Here is a 15301-nt window from a genome sequence, read left to right on the forward strand (position 1 = left end):
AGGAGGCAGAGCATGGCGCTGCGGCCCGTCGTGGTCACCGGTCTGGGCATCATCTGCGCGGCCGGCAGGGACCCCGCGGAGTTCTGGACGCGGCTCACCACGGCCAGGGGCGGGCTCGCCCCCATCGAGGACCCGGCGTACGCCGTGTTCGCCGCCAGGCACGCCGGGCAGGTGCCCGACGCCTGGATCGACACCCAGCTCCCCGCCGGCGTCGAAGCCGGCGACCGTACCGCCAGGCTCGCCCTGGTCGCCGCCCGCCAGGCGATCGAACAGGCCGGCCTGCCCCTCCCCGACCCCGGCCCGAGCGCCGGCCCTGGCTTCGGCTCCGGCGTCGGCGGGCCGGGCCCGGCGGGGCCCGATCCCGGGCGGTTCGGGATCATCCTCGGCAAGTGCCAGGCGACCCCCGGGCCGCAGGGGCGCTACCAGCCGATGCACCACACCGCCGACGTGGTCGCCCGGCGGCTCGGCCTCGGCGGCCCGCGCGTCCTGGTCTCCACCGCGTGCGCCGCCGGAGGCAACGCCGTCGGCCTGGCCCGCGACAAGATCCTCACCGGCGAGGCCGACGCCGTCCTCGCCGGCGGGGTCGACCCGCTCCTGTTCGGCACGTACGCGGGCTTCGCCGGGCTCCAGGCGCTCAGCACCGGGCCCTGCCGCCCCTACAGCCACTCCGACGGGCTCAACCTGGGCGAAGGCGCCGCGTTCCTGCTGCTGGAGCCGCTCGACCTGGCACTCGCCCGCGGTGCCACCCCGCTCGCCGAAGTCGCCGGCTACGGGCTGTCCGCCGACGCCTACCACGCCACCGCCCCCGACCCCACCGGCCGAGGCGGCGCCGGCGCCGTCCGCCGCGCGCTCGCCGACGCCGGGCTCACCCCCGCCGACGTCCACTACGTCAGCGGCCACGGCACCGGCACCCCGGCCAACGACGCCATGGAGGCCAAGGTCATGCGCCTGGTCTTCGGCGAACGCGCCCCCCAGGTGCCCACCAGCAGCATCAAGTCGTTCGTCGGCCACACCCTCGGCGCCGCCGGAGCCGTCGAGGCCGTCGCCTCCGTCCTCGCCCTGCGGCACGGCGTCGCGCCCCCCACGATCGGCTTCGACGACGACTCCCGCGCCGACCTCGACTACGTGCCCAACGACGCCCGCCCGATGACCATCGACACCGTCGTCTCCAACAACTACGCCTTCGGCGGCAACAACGTCTCCCTCGTGCTGACCCGGCCCCGCACCGGCGCCGGGCCCGGCCCGTCCGGCCAACCCCGCCCGCACGACCCGCCGGCCCGCCGCGACGCCGTCATCACCGGGCTCGGACCGGTCACCGGCGCGGGCACCGGCATCGCCGAGACCGCCGCCGCCATCACCGCCGGCCGCCGCGCCGACGGGCGCGCCCCCTCCCTGGAAGGCCGCACGTTCGCGCCCCGGTCGCTGTGGCGGCACATGAACCGGCTGTCCCGCCTGGCCATCGCCGCCTCCCGGCTCGCCTGGGAGGACGCCGGGCTCAAACTGCCCCGCCGGGCGCTCGACGACGTCGCGCTGGTCTTCGCCACCGGCGCCGGGTCCGCCGAGAGCACCGGCGGGTTCGACGACAGCATCGCGCTCAACCCCAACAAGCCCGCCGTGCTCAGCTTCTCCAACGTCGTCCTGAACGCCACCGGCGGCGCCGTCTGCCAGACGCTCGGGCTGCGCGGGCCCACCACGACCATCTGCAACGGCGCGGCGTCGGCGTCCATCGCCCTCGACTGCGCCCTGGAGATGATCGCCGCGGGCAAGGCCGACGTCGTCCTGGTGGTGGCCGCCGACGAAACCCCCGCCCCCCAGGCCACCGCCACCCCGGAGGGCGCGGGCTCCGCGTCCGCCGCCTCCGCTCCGTCCGCGCATTCGGGCTTTCCGTACGGGCTCCCGACCTCGGCTTCCGGTGCCGAGGGGGGCGTACCCGGGGTCGCGGGCGGTGAGGGGGCTTCCGGGCCTGTGGCTCAGGGAGCCGGGTCGGGGGCGGTGGCGTTCGTGGTGGAGTCCGCCGAGCACTGCGCCCAGCGTGGCGGCAGGCCGTACGCGCGGGTGGCCGGGACGCGGCACGTGGCGGGCGAAGGGGCCGAGCCGGTGGCGCGCAGCCTGGAACTGCCCGGTGCGGCGCCCGGCCTGGTCGTCGGCGCCGCCACCGGGCTGCCGCGCGACGCCGAGGAGGCGGCGGCGGTCCGGGCACGCATGCCGGACGCGCTCCTCACCGCCTCGGCGGCCCTGATCGGCGACTGCCAGTCGGCGACCGGCGCCATGAACATCGCCCTGGCGGCCCTCGCCGTCCGCGACGGCATCACCCCCGCCCTGGCCGGAGCCTCCGGTCCGGAGGTTGCCGGGTCCTCTGGCGGTGAGGCGGCCGGCGGGCCGTATGTCGCGGGGCCGGAGCTGGCCGGGGCGGTGGAGCGGGCGGTGGCGCTGACGGCGGCGCACGACTCCGTGCGCGGGGCCGTACTGCTGGAGGCGGTGTGAGCGAGAGGCCGTTCGACGTGGCCGAGACGGACAGGCTGCTGACCACGACCAGGTCGGTGCGCCGGCGGCTGGACCTGGACCGGCCCGTGCCGCGCGAGATCGTGCGGGAGGCGCTGGAGGTGGCGGTCCAGGCGCCGACCGCGAACAACCACCAGAACTGGCGCTGGCTGGTGATCACCGAGGCGGGCGTCAAGGAGAAGCTCGCCGAGATGATCCGCTCGTCGTGGACGTTCCACCGCAACGACATGTGGACCAACGCGGGCCGGCGGCGCAACGACGCGCAGGCCCGGCGCAACTTCGACTCGGCGCGGGCGCTGACGGAGACGATCGCGGCGGTGCCCGTGCTGGTGATCCCGTGCGTGCTGGGCCGGCCGCCGGACATCGCCGAGATCAACGCCCGCTGGCGGGAGCGCATGGCGAGCAAGGTCGCCGAGGACCCCGGCCACCTGGTGCAGCACGGCGAGACGCGGGCCAGCATCTTCTACGGCTCGATCTTCCCCGCGATCTGGTCCTTCCAGCTCGCCCTGCGCAGCCGGGGCCTCGGCAGCACGATCACCTGCCTGCACGTGCCGCACGAGCGGGAGACCGGGCGGCTGCTCGGCATCCCGTCCGGGGTCACGCAGGTGTGCATGATCCCCGTCGCCTACACGCTGGGTGACGGCTTCCGCCCGGCGGCCCGCTACAGCGCCGGTGAACGCACCTATTGGGAGAGGTGGGGGCAGTGACCCGACCCGAGCAGCCCGACGTCGTCATCGTCGGCGGGGGCATCGCCGGCGCCTCCGCCGCCTGCAAGCTGACCGCCGGCGGGTTGTCGGTGGTGCTGCTGGAGAAGCAGGCGACCTACCACGATCTCGTACGCGGCGAGTGGCTGGCGCCGTGGGGGATCGTGGAGGCGCAGCGCCTCGGCGTGGACGACTGCTTCTCGGCCGGTGGCGCCTGGGAGATCCGCGAGTGGATGACCTGGGACGAGGCCGTCACCGAGGACGAGGTCGAGGCGGTGGACATGACCCGGTTCATCCCGGGTGTCGGCGGCCCGATGTCGTTCCCGCATCACGCGGTGTGCGCGCTGATGGCCGAGCAGGCGGTGGCGGGCGGCGCCCGGCTGGTGATGGACGCGGCGAGGATCCGCGTCGTCGCCGGCGAGCGGCCCGTCGTCACCTACCGGACGGAGGAGGGCGAGCACGAGCTGCGCCCCCGCCTCGTGCTCGGCGCGACGGGACGCGGCTGCACCGTGGGCCGCCAGATCGGCGTCACCATGCGCAACTCCATGCACCACTGGGGCGGCGGCATGATGGTCGAGGGCATGGACGGCTGGCCGCCGGACGTGCAGGCGATGGGCACCGAGGGCGACGTCATGTTCATGGTGTTCCCGCAGGGCTACGGCCGGGCCCGCCTCTATCTGAACTTCCCCGTGGCCAACAAGCACCGCTACCGGGGCCCGGGCGGCGTGGAGCGGTTCCTGGCCGCGTACGCGCTGAAGTGCCTGCCCGACCGCGGCAGGGCGGTGACCGGGGCCAGGCCCGCGGGCCCGCTGTCGGTGTGGCCGTCGGTGTCGAGCGTGCCGGAGGGGCCGCCGCTGACCGAGGGCGTCGTGCTCATCGGCGACGAGGCGGGCAACGCCGACACGGTGCTCGGCACCGGCCTGTCGTGCGCCATGCGGGACGCCCGTACCGTGTGCGACATCCTGCTGGCCTCCTCCGACTGGTCCCCGGCGGCGTTCGAGCCGTACGTGAAGGAGCGGGGCTCGCGGCTGGAGCGGCTGGACTTCGGCGCGTCCATCATCAGCAGGCTGCACGTGGAGTTCGGGCCGGCCGCGGTGGAGCGCAGGCGGCGGGTCCGCAGGCTGATGGCGCGCAACTTCGCCGCCCAGGTGACCGGGCTGCTCAACATGGTCGCGCCCGAGGACGTACCGGAGTTCGGCTTCAGCGAGTTCTTCGCTGAGCGCCTGTTCAGGGAGACCGCATGACCGAGAAGAAGACCGTAAGCGTCAACGACATCGAGCTCGCCTACATCGACGAGGGGGAGGGCGACCCCGTCATCCTCCTGCACGGCTTCCCCGACTCCTCCTACCTGTGGCGGCACCAGATCCCGGCGCTGGTCGATGGCGGCTTCCGGGTGATCGCGCCGGACCTGCGCGGGTTCGGCGACTCCAGCAAGCCGCAGGAGGCCGAGGCGTACGGCATGCAGACGATCGTCAACGACGTCGTGGCGCTCACGCTCAAGCTCGGGATCAAGCGCCCGCACCTGGTCGGCCACGACTGGGGCGCGGCGATCGCGTGGATGTACGCCTTCCTCATGCCGCGCAGGCTCGACCACCTGGTGGTCCTGTCGGTCGGGCACCCGGGCGTCTTCGCCACGCCGTCGCTGGAGCAGCGGGCGGCCTCCTGGTACATGCTCTTCTACCAGTTCCCCGGCGTGAGCGAGGAGCTGCTGCGGCGCAACGGCTGGCGGCTGTTCAAGGAGATCATGGGCCGCGACGGCGACTACGACCGCTACCTGCGCGACCTGGCCCGGCCGGGCGCGCTCACCGCCGGGCTCAACTGGTACCGGGCCAACCGCTCGCCGGAGGCCGAGCTGCGCCCGGCCCGCCCGTTCCCGCCCGTGTACGCGCCGACGCTCGGCATCTGGGGCGCGGGTGACAAGGCGCTGCTGGAGGAGGGCATGACCGCCTCCGGCAAGTACGTGAAGGGCCCCTGGCGCTACGAGCGGATCGAGGACGCCGGTCACTGGCTGCCCCTGGACGCCCCCGACGAGGTCAGCAAGCTGCTGCTCGGTTTCCTCGGCACCGAGCGGCCCGCGCACGAGGAGCGGCGCCCCCGGCGCCGGCTCTAGAGGGGACGGCACATGCTCGGCTATCTCTTCCCCGGGCAGGGGACGGTCCGCGTCGGCATGGGCGCCTGGCTGCGCCGCGCCCCGGCGGCCCGGCGGCGGCTCGACGAGGTCGACGCGCTGCTGGCGCGGCCGATCTCGCCGCTGTGCGCGCGGGGGCCGCTGGACCGGCTGGTCGCCACCGAGCACGCCCAGATCGCGGTGACGGCGTGCAATCTGGCGGCGCTGGCCGTGCTGGACGAGGAGGGGTACGAGCCCGCCGTCGTGGCTGGGCACAGCGTGGGCGAGCTGAGCGCGCTGCACGCGGCGGGCGTCCTGGACCTGGCCGCGACCGTGCGGCTGGTGGAGCTGCGGGCCTGGCTGATGGCCGGGGTGGCCGCGTCGGGCGGGATGCGGGCGGTGATGGGCCTGCCGGTGGAGCGGGTCGAGGAGCTGGCCGGGGCCGCGTCGGAGCCGGGGGAGCCGGTCGTCGTGGCGCTGGAGAACGCGCCCGGCCACGTGGTGGTGTCGGGTGCGCCGCCCGGCCTGGACCGGCTGGCCGGGCTCGCCCCCGACGTCAAGATCGTGCCGCTGAAGGTGGGGGACGCCTTCCACTCGCCGCTGATGGCCGGGGCCGAGGCCGCGTGGGCGGCGGCGGTGGCCGGGGCGCCGCTGCGGCAGCCGCGCCTCCCCGTCGTCCCGAACGTCACCGGCGAGCCCACCACCGACGTGGACGTCCTGCGCCGCGCCCTGGTCGCCCAGCTCACGGGCCGGGTCCGCTGGACCGCCACGATGGCGGCGGTCGCGCCGCTCGCGCCGTCCCTCGTCGAGGTGGGCGACAGCAAGGTGCTCGCCGGGCTGGCCCGCCGCGCCGGGGTGCGCTGCCTGAGCATGGCCGACCCGGCCACGCCGCGACGCCTGGCCAAGGGGGTGGCGGCGTGAGGCGGTGGGGCAGCGCGATCGTCGGCCACGCCGGGCTCGGCGGCCCGCGCGACCTGGTCGCCGGCATGCCGCTGGAGGTCGTCTTCACCCGTGCCGAACGCGTCAGGTCGGGCGGGCGGACGCTGCAGCGCTGGGCGGGCCGGCTGGCCGCCAAGCGGGCGGTGCTGCGCCTGCTCGGGCTGCCGGCGGACGCCGAGCGGCTGGGCCAGGTGGAGATCCTGCCGCTGCCGACCCCGGCCTGCGCCGCGGGCGCGGCCTGCCGCGACGGGCATCCGCCGTCGGTGCGCCTGCTCGGCGACCTGCCGGCGCTGGCCGCGTCCGTGCCCGGGTGGATCCGGGTGTCGGTCAGCCACACCGACCTGCGCGCCCTGGCCCTGGCCGTCCGCACCCCCCGCCTCCCCGAGGACGGGTCCCGGGCCATGCGGACGACCCGGCTGATCGAGGGCGGGGGCCGCTGATGGACGCCAGGAAGCTCGCCGAGGCGCATCTGGAGGCGTGGGGGTCCGGCGACGCCGAGGCCGTCGCGGCCACCGCCGCCACCTACGCCGACCCCGACACCGGGGCCCCGCTGGCCGGGGAGGCGCTGGCCGCGCACGCCGCCGCCACGCTGTCCCGCTTCAGGAACGCCCGCTTCGACGTGGAGCGCGTCACCGGCGACGAGAGCGCCGCCGCCGTGTCGTGGCGGCTGACCGCCGACCACCGCGAGCCGTACCTGGGCATGCCCGCGACCGGCGGCGCCGTCGCCGTCGACGGCGTCGACCTGGTCACCGCCGGCGCGGACGGCCCGCACGTGCGGCGCACGTTCGACCGGCTCGCCCTCGCCGCGGCGCTCGGCCACACGGCCCGCTTCACGCCCGGCTCCGACGGGACCCGCGAGTTCGGCGTGAGCGCCAGGGCCGCCACCGGCCGCACCGAGCGGCCCGGCGCGCTCGTCCTGACCTGGCTGGAGATCCGCGACGACGCCGAGGCCGCCGACGTGGACCTGCTCAGCGTCGAGATCGTCAAGTCGCTGCGCGCCACGCGCGGCTTCCTCGGCGTGACCACGTTCGACGTCGGCGGGCGCAAGTTCACGCTGAGCGCCTTCGACCGGCCCGAGTCGATGCGCGCCGTGCACGCCCGGCCGCACCAGCGGGCCATGCGCCGCTTCTTCAGGAGCGGTCTGTGCACCCGCGTCCACACCAGCGTCTGGTATCCCGCCTCCGCGCGGGACTACGCCCGCTGCCCGACGTGCGAGCAGGTCGTCGCCTCGGGCACGGCCTGCGGGTGCGGCTGGATCCCCGACGACGCCCCGACGCTGTGACTGGAGCCACGATGAGGGAATTCACCACCGAGCACCGGCTCGGCGACGCGGACACCGCCGTGGTGTTCATGTCCGCGCTGTTCGCCGGCGGCTGGATCTGGGACCACCCCTACCGCAGCCTGGAGCGGGCCGGCGTGCCGGTGCTGCGCACGAACGAGCCGATCTGCGGCCTGGACCGGCGGCTGGCCGGCTCCATCGAACGGCTCGGCGACGCGCTGCTCGACGCCTGCGACGCCGCCGGGGCGGACGGCCAGGTCGTCGTCTGCGCCAACTCACTCGGCGGCCTGGTCGCGATCGACCTGGCGGGCCGCCGCCCCGACCGGGTGCGCGGCATCGTGGTGAGCGGCGCCCCCGGCCTGTCCGCCGACCCCGACGTCGGCCTGAGCTTCGACCGGCGCGGCAGCATCCGGCCGACCGGTGAGGACTTCGGCCGCCGCATGGTCGCCGCCCTGTTCCACGAGGGCTGCCACTTCTCCGCCGAGCGCATGGCGGAGGCGGGCGAGCTGCTGGCCCGCCCCGAGTCGATGGTGTCGATGGCGCGCAGCCTCAAGGCCACCCGCGCCTACCGGGTGCCGCCCGCGCTGGACAAGGTGACCTGCCCGGCCCTGTACGTGTGGGGGCGGCACGACAGGATGACGCCCGTGGCGCCGTGGGCGGAGGCGCTGGCCGGGCGCGACGGGCACGAGCTGCTGCTCGTCGAGGACAGCGGCCACATCCCGATGGTGGAGCGGGCCGAGGAGTACACGGCGGCCCTGACGTCCTTCGTCGCGGGGACCGGCGCGGGGACGCTCGCGTGAGCGCGCCGGCCGTCCTGCTGGGCGTGGACATCGTGGAGGCCGACCGGCTGGCCGCGGCCGTCGGCCGGGGCGGGCACCTGCTGGCCCGGCACGTCGCCACCGCCGCCGAGCGGAGCCTGGGAGCGGGCCCGGTCGCCGTCTCGGTCAAGGAGAGCCTGATCAAGGCCGTCGGCGGCCGGCCGCCCGGCTTCACCTGGCACGACTTCGAGGCCGTGAAGGAGCCGCCGGCCGCGTGGGCGCGCCCGCTGCTGGACGAGGCGGCCTGCGAGCTGGCCGACTCCACCGGGCTCCCCCTGACGGGCGGGGCGGCGTACCGGGTGCGCGGCGCCAGCGCCCGCGCGGCCCTGCTCCGGCTGGCAGCTCCGGAGAACGCCCCCGAGAAGGCCCCCGTGACCGCCGCCGGGAGCAGCTCCCCCGGGCGGCGCGCCCCGGTCCCGGACCGTGGCCGCCGCCGCCCGGTGGGGCGAGGGCGGCGGCGTGTTCGTGTCGCTGGCGATCGTCTACCTGGCCGAGAAGGGGAACGCATGTCCGTGACGAGAACGGTCCGCCCCGGCGAGCCGATCCAGCGCGCCCTCGACGAGGCGGGCCCCGGCGCCCGCGTCGTCCTGGAGGAGGGCACGTACCGGGAGAGCGTCTGGATCAGGCACCCCGGCGTGACGCTGACCGGAGCCGGGGCCGGGCGCACGGTGCTGGAGCCCGGCGGCGGCCCGGCCGGCGTCCCCCGGCTGCACGACGCCGCCGAGGACGTGGTCAGCGGCGTCACCGTGTACGGCGAGTCCGCCGGCGGCGTGCGCGTCGAGGCGCTGAGCGTGCGCGGCTTCTCCGGCGCGGGCGTCTACGCCCACACCGTCGCCGGGGTGAGCGTGCGCGACGCCGAGCTGCGCGGCAACGCCGTCTGGGGCGTCTACCTGCGCGAGTCCACCGGCTGCCGGGTGGTGCGCTGCCACGCCTCCGGCAGCCAGTACGGCGGCGTCGCGCTCAGCTTCTGCCCCCGCTCCGACGCGGAGATCACCGGCAACGAGTGCACCGGCAACGCCTTCGGCGTCTTCGTCGACAACTCCTCGCAGGCGCGCGTGACGGGCAACTCCTGCCACGGCAACGCGATCGGCATCCTGCTGCTCAACCAGGTGTACGAGGGCGAGCCCGAAGGCGGCGTGCGCGACTGCCTCGTCTCCGGCAACGACCTGTACGGCAACGTGCTCGCCGCAGGCGCCGAGCCGGACGGGCTGGGCGCGGCCGGGCCGCCGATCTCCGGCGTCGGCCTCGCCCTGATCGGCGCGCACCGCGTCACCGTCGTCGACAACCGCATCCACGACAACCACCCCAGCGGCGAGTCGGTGATGGGCGCCGGGCTCGTCCTGGGCTCGTCCAAGGACTTCGGCGGCGACGACGTCGACGACTGCCACCTGCTGTGGAACCGGGTCACCGGCAACAGCCCGCTGGACTACCAGCTCGGCGCCGACCCCGCCCGGCAGGTGTACGCGGGCAACACGGCGGGCAAGGGCGACCCGCAGGACGCGCCCGGGTGGCGGCGATGACGGCCGCACTCGCCTGCCGGGGCCTCGGCAAACGCTACGGCGACCTGGTCGCCGTGGACGACGTGGGCCTGTCCATCACCCCCGGGCAGGCGTACGGGCTGCTCGGCCCGAACGGAGCCGGCAAGACCACCACGATCTCCATGCTCGTCGGCCTGCTCCGCCCCGACGCCGGCGAGGTGCTGGTCGGCGGCGTCGACCTGGCCCGCGAGCCGCTGCGCGCCAAGGCGCGGATCGGCTACGTCCCGCAGGAGATCGCCCTCTACCCGGAGCTGACCGGGCGGGAGAACCTGCGCTTCTTCGGCCGCCTGTTCGGCCTGCCCCGGCGTGGCCTGGCCGCCCGCGTCGACGAGGTGCTCGACCTGATCGGCCTGGCCGACCGGGCCGACGGCAAGCTCGGCGCCTACTCCGGCGGCATGAAGCGGCGCGTCAACATCGGCGCCGCCCTGCTGCACCGCCCCCAGGTGCTCATCCTGGACGAGCCGACCGTCGGCGTCGACCCGCAGAGCCGCAAGGCCATCCTCGACGGCCTCGAACGCCTCGTCGCCGACGGCATGGCGCTGCTGTACACCTCCCACTACATGGAGGAGGTCGAGCGCGTCTGCGACCGGGTGGCGATCATCGACCACGGCCGCATCGTCGCCGACGGCACCCGCCGCGAGCTGGTCTCCCTCGTCGGCGGCGCGGACACCGTGGAGCTGGTGCTGGACGGCGACGTCGCCGCCGCGTTCGGGAAGCTGCGGGCCGTCGAGGGCGTGAGCGAGGCCGCCAGAACCGGGGAGTCGTCCGTGCGGCTGCTCGCCGACGGCGGGCGCTACCTGCTGCCGTCGCTCATCACCGCCGTGGAGGGACATGCCACCGTGACCGCCGCCCAAGTCGTCGAGCCCGACCTGGAAGCCACGTTCCTGCACCTCACCGGCACCACCTTGCGGGACTGACATGGGGCGGGCCCTGCTCACGGTGAGCGCGCACGAGCTGCGCACCAGGCTGCGCGACGGCACCGCGATCGTCATCGCGCTGATCGTCCCCGTCACGCTGGCCACGCTGTTCGGGCTGGCGCTCGGCGGTGACGACCCGCCGCTGCGCGCCACCATCGGCCTGGTCGACCTGGACGGCGGCGAGTTCCCGGCGAGCGTGCGCCGCGAGGTGGCGGGCGCCGAGGAGCTGAAGGGCAGCGTGACGCTGCGCGACCTGCCGGACGGCGGGGAGGCGCGGCGGGCGCTCGACGCCGGCGAGATCGGCGCGGCCATCGTCTTCCCCGCCGGGTTCAGCGCCCGCGTCGGCGCGGGGGAGGGCGGCGACGTCACCGTTCTCACCTCGGCCGGATCGCCGCTGGCCGGCGTGGTCGCGGGCGCGGTCGTGGACCGCATCTCCGCCGTCGTGGACGCCAGGACGCTGGCCGTGCGGGCCGCGCTGCTCGCCGGGGTGCCCGGCGACGAGGTCAAGGAGCTGGTCGAGCGCAACGGCGCCGCCGGTCCCGCGCTCGCGCTCACCGGCGACCCGCTGGCCGGCGGCAAGGTGGACCTGGCCGTCTACTACGGCTCCGGCATGGCGGCGCTGTTCGCCTTCTTCGTCGTCGGCGCGTCCTTCCGCAGCCTGCTCACCGAGCGCAAGCTCGGCACCCTCGACCGGATGCGCGCCGGGCCGCTCGCCGCCTGGGTGCCGGTCGCCGGGAAGGCCGTCGTCGGGTTCGGGCTGGCGATGGTCAGCGTCTGCGCCACCTGGGCGTCCGGCACGCTCATCTTCGGCTCCTCCTGGGGCGACCCGCTCGCCGTGCTGACCGTGCTGACCGCGCACGTGCTCGCCGCCGCCGCGATCACCATGCTGGTCGCCGCCCGGGTCAGGACCGACGCCCAGGCCGACGGGGTGATCATGGTGATCTCGTTCGTGGCGGCGTTCCTCGGCGGCAGCCTCGTACCCCTGCACAGCCTGCCCGGCCCGCTGCAGACGGCGGCGCTGCTCACCCCCAACGGCTGGACCGCCACGGCGCTGGCCGAGCTCGCCGGGTCCGGCGCGGGCGTGGCCGCCGTCGCGGGCCCCGTCGCCGTCCTGCTGGCGATCGCGCTCGGCGCGGGCGGCCTGGCCGTCCTCGGCCTCAGGAAGGGGATGCTGCTGTGACGCCCCCGCAGGCACCGCACCGGCCCAGGCCGGTGGCCGCGCTCGTGGCCGCCAACCTGCGCAGGCACGCCCGCGACCGCACCGGCCTGTTCTTCATGGTGATCATGCCGTTCGTGTCGATCCTGTTCGTCGGCATGGCGTTCGGTGGCGGCGGCTCCGGCAAGCTGCCCGTCGGCGTCGTCGCCGAAGGCTCCGACCCCGTCACCGCCGCCCTGCTCGCCGAGCTGCGCGCGCACGCCGACCTGGACGTGCGCGCCATGACGGATACGGACGACGTACGCTCGGCCGTGCGGTCGGGGGAGCTGGCCGCCGGGCTGATCATCGGGCCCGGCGCCGGCCGCCTCGACCTCGTCATGACCCAGGCCAACGGCAGCGGCCTGGCCGCCCGCGGCGCCGTCGACGGCGCGGTCGCCAAGGTCGCCGCCGTCCTGGAGGCCACCCGCGCCGTCCGGGCCGCGGGCGCCACCGCCGAGGAGGCCGCCGCCCACGTACGCCGGGCGCAGGCCGAGTCGGGGCGCGTCGGCGTGACCGGCACCGCAACCGGCAGCGGCGACCCGGGCGGCTTCGCCTACACCGCCCCGGCCAACCTGCTGCTGTTCACGTTCATCAACTCGATGGCCGTGGCCGCCGCGCTCGTGGAGAGCCGCCGGCTCGGCATGCTGCAGCGGGCGCTCACCGCGCCCGTGACCCGCAGGTCGGTGCTGCTCGGCGAGGCCGTCAGCCGCCTGATCGTCGCGCTCGCGCAGGCGGCGCTCATCGTCGTGGTCAGCGCGCTGCTGTTCGGCGTCTCGTGGGGCGACCCGGTCGGCGTGGCGGCGGTCGTGGGCGTGTTCGCGCTCGTCGCCACCGGCGCCGCGATCCTCACCGGCACCCTGCTCAGCTCGCCCGACCAGGCCCCCGCGATCGGCCCGCCGCTCGGCGTCGTCCTCGGGATGCTCGGCGGCTGCCTGTGGCCGCGCGAGTCCTCGCCGGACGTGCTCAACGCGATCGGCCACCTGTTCCCGCACGCCTGGGGCATGGACGCGCTGCTGCGGCTCGCCGAGCCCGGTACCGGCCTCGGCGCGGTGCTGCCGCAGCTCGGCGTGCTCGCCGGGATGGCGGCCCTCCTGCTGTCCGCCTCACTTGTCCTGTTCAGCCGCCGCACGCCGGCGTGAGAGAAGGAGTGACGACCATGTCCATGACAGCGCTGTTCACCGGCAGGTCCGCCTCCGACGGCGGGCACGAGACCGACGTCTACCACTACGCGGCCCGCAAGGGAGCCATCGAGGCCGTCGACGTGGCCGCCGCCGACCTGGGCATCGACGTCCACCTGGTCAGCCAGGCCGTCCAGCACCTGGTGGAGAACCGGCTGCTGCGCGCCGACGCCGCCACCATCGGCCGGTACGTGCCCGTCGACCCCGATCTCGCGGTCGCCTCGCTGGTCTCCTCCGTCGAGCGGGAGATCTACCGGCGGCGCGAGCTCATCGACCAGATCCGCGAGGGCGTCGGCTTCCTCGGCGGCGGCGACGCCGCCCGCAGCACCGTGGACTACCTCGTCGGCGACCTGGAGGTGCGCGGCTTCCTCAAGACGGCCGGTGACGCCTGCCGGGACGAGCTGCTCGTGCTCCAGGCCGGGATCGGCGAGGCGGGCGACCTGTCGCAGATGTACCTCGTGCTGGTCGCCAGGGGCGTGACCGTGCGCGTCATCTGCCAGCACCGCAGCCGCGCCGACGTGGCCACCCGGCTGGCGATGAAGCGGCTCACGGACGCCGGGGTCGAGGTCTACACCGTCAGCAACGTGCCCCGCTCGGCGATCGTCTTCGACCGCTCGCTCGTCGCCCTGTTCGGCGACGGCGACGGCGACGTGTCACTGGCCCGGGTGCGCAACCAGGGGATCGCCCGGTTCTTCCTCGACATGTTCAACCACCTGTGGGAGAGCGCGACCCCGCTGGAGGGCGTCGAGTTCGGCTACGGCACCGTCGCCGACGACCTCCAGCAGTCCATCGCCGCCCTCATGGCCAAGGGCTACACCGACGAGGTGGTGGCCAGGAAGCTCGGCATGTCGGTGCGCAGCTGCCGCCGCCACATCGCCACGCTCATGCGCGACCTGGACGCCACCAGCCGCTTCCAGGCAGGGGTGGAAGCGGCCAGGAAGTTCCTCAAGACGGGCTGAAGGGGGCCTGAGCGCCCGTGGCGACGACCACGCCGGCCAGGTCGCGGGCCCGCTCCACGACCAGGTCGAGCCCGAGCACCAGATCCTCGAACGGCATCCGGGCGTCCAGGCAGATCCGGACCGTGCTGTTGGCGTCCTCCGCGTCCAGGCCGATCGCCGTCAGCACGTGCGACGGCTCCTGCGACCCTGAGTTGCACGCCGACCCGGTGGCCAGCGCCACCGACGACAGGCTCGACACCAGGCTCTCCCCGCGCACGCCGGGCAGCACCACGCTGAGCACGTGCGGCACGCCGTGGCGCGGGTCGCCGTTGACCCGCACGCCTGGCAGCCCCGCCTGCAGCATGTCCAGCGCGGTCGCGCGCAGCTCGGCGGCCCGCGCCCGCTCGGCCTCCAGCCGGGCCAGCGCCAGCTCGCACGCCTTGCCCAGCCCCACCACCAGGTGCGCCGGGATCGTCCCGCTGCGCAGCTCGTACTGGCCGCCGCCGAACATCACCGGCCGCAGCCGGTGCCGGATCTCCGGCCGCACGTACAGCGCGCCGACGCCCTTCGGGCCGCGGATCTTGTGCCCGGAGATCGACAGCGTGTCGGCCGCCGCCTCCCGCACCCGCATCGGGATCCGCCCGGCCGCCTGCGCCGCGTCCACGTGCAGCAGCGCGCCCGCCTCGTGGCAGAGCGCGGCCAGCTCCGCCACCGGCTGCACGGTGCCGATCTCGCTGTTGACCCACGCGGCGGTCGCCACCCGCGAGTGCAGGTCGAGCCGCCCGGCCAGGTGCTCCAGGTCGATCCGGCCGTCCGGGCCGACCCGCATCATTCGCACGTCCACGCCGCGCCCGGCCAGCGCCCGGCCGATCGCCAGCGACGACTTGTGGTCCGTCGGGCAGAACAGCCCGTTGACGGGCGCCCGGTCGTCGTGGCCGAACACGCCGAGCAGCGCCAGGTTGTTGCTCTCGGTCGCGCCCGAGGTGAACACCACGTCGCCAGGGTCGGCGCCCAGGAGCGCCGCCACCGACGCGGCCGCTTCGTCCACCGCCCGCCTGGCCCGCTTGCCCAGCACGTGCGGGGACGACGGGTTGCCGTACTCCTCGCGCAGGAACGGCAGCATCGCGTCCAGGACCTCGTCGTCCACCCGCGTCGTCGCGCAGCCGTCCAGATAGATGACCTTCAT

At 75.4% G+C, this 15301-nt stretch carries 14 protein-coding genes; 13 read left to right on the forward strand and 1 reads right to left on the reverse strand.

Going from position 1 to position 15301, the window contains the following annotated elements; genetic code table 11:
• Nucleotides 1–12: 12 nt before the first annotated feature.
• The 13 genes from KME80_RS29395 to KME80_RS29455 are packed head-to-tail and all read left to right on the forward strand — an operon-like array spanning nt 13 to nt 14136.
• The gene (locus tag KME80_RS29395) at nt 13–2484 is read left to right on the forward strand and encodes a beta-ketoacyl-[acyl-carrier-protein] synthase family protein (RefSeq protein ID WP_219509625.1); all 2472 of its coding nucleotides are present in this window, start codon (nt 13–15) and stop codon (nt 2482–2484) included.
• The gene (locus tag KME80_RS29400; protein WP_219509626.1) at nt 2481–3209 is read left to right on the forward strand and encodes a nitroreductase family protein; all 729 of its coding nucleotides are present in this window, start codon (nt 2481–2483) and stop codon (nt 3207–3209) included. The genes KME80_RS29395 and KME80_RS29400 overlap by 4 nt, the downstream gene beginning before the upstream one ends.
• A complete protein-coding gene (locus KME80_RS29405) occupies nt 3206–4450 on the forward strand; it encodes an NAD(P)/FAD-dependent oxidoreductase (RefSeq protein WP_308125979.1) in 1245 nt (414 codons plus the stop codon). Before KME80_RS29400 ends, KME80_RS29405 begins: the two co-directional genes overlap by 4 nt.
• Complete coding sequence (locus KME80_RS29410) at nt 4447–5316, forward strand: alpha/beta fold hydrolase (RefSeq protein ID WP_219509628.1); 870 nt, start codon at nt 4447–4449, stop codon at nt 5314–5316. Before KME80_RS29405 ends, KME80_RS29410 begins: the two co-directional genes overlap by 4 nt.
• Nucleotides 5317–5328: 12 nt before the next feature.
• Complete coding sequence (locus tag KME80_RS29415) at nt 5329–6234, forward strand: ACP S-malonyltransferase (RefSeq protein ID WP_219509629.1); 906 nt, start codon at nt 5329–5331, stop codon at nt 6232–6234.
• A complete protein-coding gene (locus KME80_RS29420) occupies nt 6231–6692 on the forward strand; it encodes a holo-ACP synthase (RefSeq protein ID WP_219509630.1) in 462 nt (153 codons plus the stop codon). Before KME80_RS29415 ends, KME80_RS29420 begins: the two co-directional genes overlap by 4 nt.
• Nucleotides 6692–7534, forward strand: a complete 843-nt coding sequence (locus tag KME80_RS29425; protein WP_219509631.1) for an ester cyclase — start codon at nt 6692–6694, stop codon at nt 7532–7534. The genes KME80_RS29420 and KME80_RS29425 overlap by 1 nt, the downstream gene beginning before the upstream one ends.
• Nucleotides 7535–7545: 11 nt before the next feature.
• Entirely contained in the window at nt 7546–8331 is a 786-nt protein-coding gene (locus tag KME80_RS29430; RefSeq protein WP_219509632.1) for an alpha/beta fold hydrolase, read from the forward strand.
• Nucleotides 8328–9869, forward strand: coding sequence for a right-handed parallel beta-helix repeat-containing protein (locus tag KME80_RS29435; RefSeq protein WP_308125980.1), 1542 nt, complete (start codon nt 8328–8330; stop codon nt 9867–9869). The genes KME80_RS29430 and KME80_RS29435 overlap by 4 nt, the downstream gene beginning before the upstream one ends.
• Complete coding sequence (locus KME80_RS29440) at nt 9866–10804, forward strand: ABC transporter ATP-binding protein (protein WP_246645974.1); 939 nt, start codon at nt 9866–9868, stop codon at nt 10802–10804. Before KME80_RS29435 ends, KME80_RS29440 begins: the two co-directional genes overlap by 4 nt.
• 1 nt (nt 10805) lies before the next feature.
• Entirely contained in the window at nt 10806–11984 is a 1179-nt protein-coding gene (locus KME80_RS29445) for an ABC transporter permease (RefSeq protein WP_246645975.1), read from the forward strand.
• Complete coding sequence (locus tag KME80_RS29450; protein WP_219509634.1) at nt 11981–13138, forward strand: ABC transporter permease; 1158 nt, start codon at nt 11981–11983, stop codon at nt 13136–13138. The genes KME80_RS29445 and KME80_RS29450 overlap by 4 nt, the downstream gene beginning before the upstream one ends.
• 17 nt (nt 13139–13155) lie before the next feature.
• Entirely contained in the window at nt 13156–14136 is a 981-nt protein-coding gene (locus KME80_RS29455; RefSeq protein WP_219509635.1) for a hypothetical protein, read from the forward strand.
• Here the strand turns inward: KME80_RS29455 and KME80_RS29460 are convergent.
• The gene (locus tag KME80_RS29460; protein ID WP_219509636.1) at nt 14123–15301 is read right to left on the reverse strand and encodes a cysteine desulfurase family protein; all 1179 of its coding nucleotides are present in this window, start codon (nt 15299–15301) and stop codon (nt 14123–14125) included. The two genes, KME80_RS29455 and KME80_RS29460, sit on opposite strands and share 14 nt — an antisense overlap.

The sequence above is a fragment of the Nonomuraea ceibae genome, from assembly GCF_019396325.1.
In the GTDB taxonomy this organism is placed as follows: Bacteria; Actinomycetota; Actinomycetes; order Streptosporangiales; family Streptosporangiaceae; genus Nonomuraea; species Nonomuraea ceibae.

What these genes read in the sequence shown, in the direction of transcription:
- KME80_RS29395 (WP_219509625.1), top strand. Translation starts at nt 13, where the DNA reads ATGGCGCTGCGGCCCGTCGTGGTCACCGGTCTGGGCATCATCTGCGCG.
- KME80_RS29410 (WP_219509628.1), top strand. Translation starts at nt 4,447, where the DNA reads ATGACCGAGAAGAAGACCGTAAGCGTCAACGACATCGAGCTCGCCTAC.
- KME80_RS29415 (WP_219509629.1), top strand. Translation starts at nt 5,329, where the DNA reads ATGCTCGGCTATCTCTTCCCCGGGCAGGGGACGGTCCGCGTCGGCATG.
- KME80_RS29425 (WP_219509631.1), top strand. Translation starts at nt 6,692, where the DNA reads ATGGACGCCAGGAAGCTCGCCGAGGCGCATCTGGAGGCGTGGGGGTCC.
- KME80_RS29430 (WP_219509632.1), top strand. Translation starts at nt 7,546, where the DNA reads ATGAGGGAATTCACCACCGAGCACCGGCTCGGCGACGCGGACACCGCC.
- KME80_RS29440 (WP_246645974.1), top strand. Translation starts at nt 9,866, where the DNA reads ATGACGGCCGCACTCGCCTGCCGGGGCCTCGGCAAACGCTACGGCGAC.
- KME80_RS29445 (WP_246645975.1), top strand. Translation starts at nt 10,806, where the DNA reads ATGGGGCGGGCCCTGCTCACGGTGAGCGCGCACGAGCTGCGCACCAGG.
- KME80_RS29455 (WP_219509635.1), top strand. Translation starts at nt 13,156, where the DNA reads ATGTCCATGACAGCGCTGTTCACCGGCAGGTCCGCCTCCGACGGCGGG.
- KME80_RS29460 (WP_219509636.1), bottom strand. Translation starts at nt 15,301, where the DNA reads ATGAAGGTCATCTATCTGGACGGCTGCGCGACGACGCGGGTGGACGAC.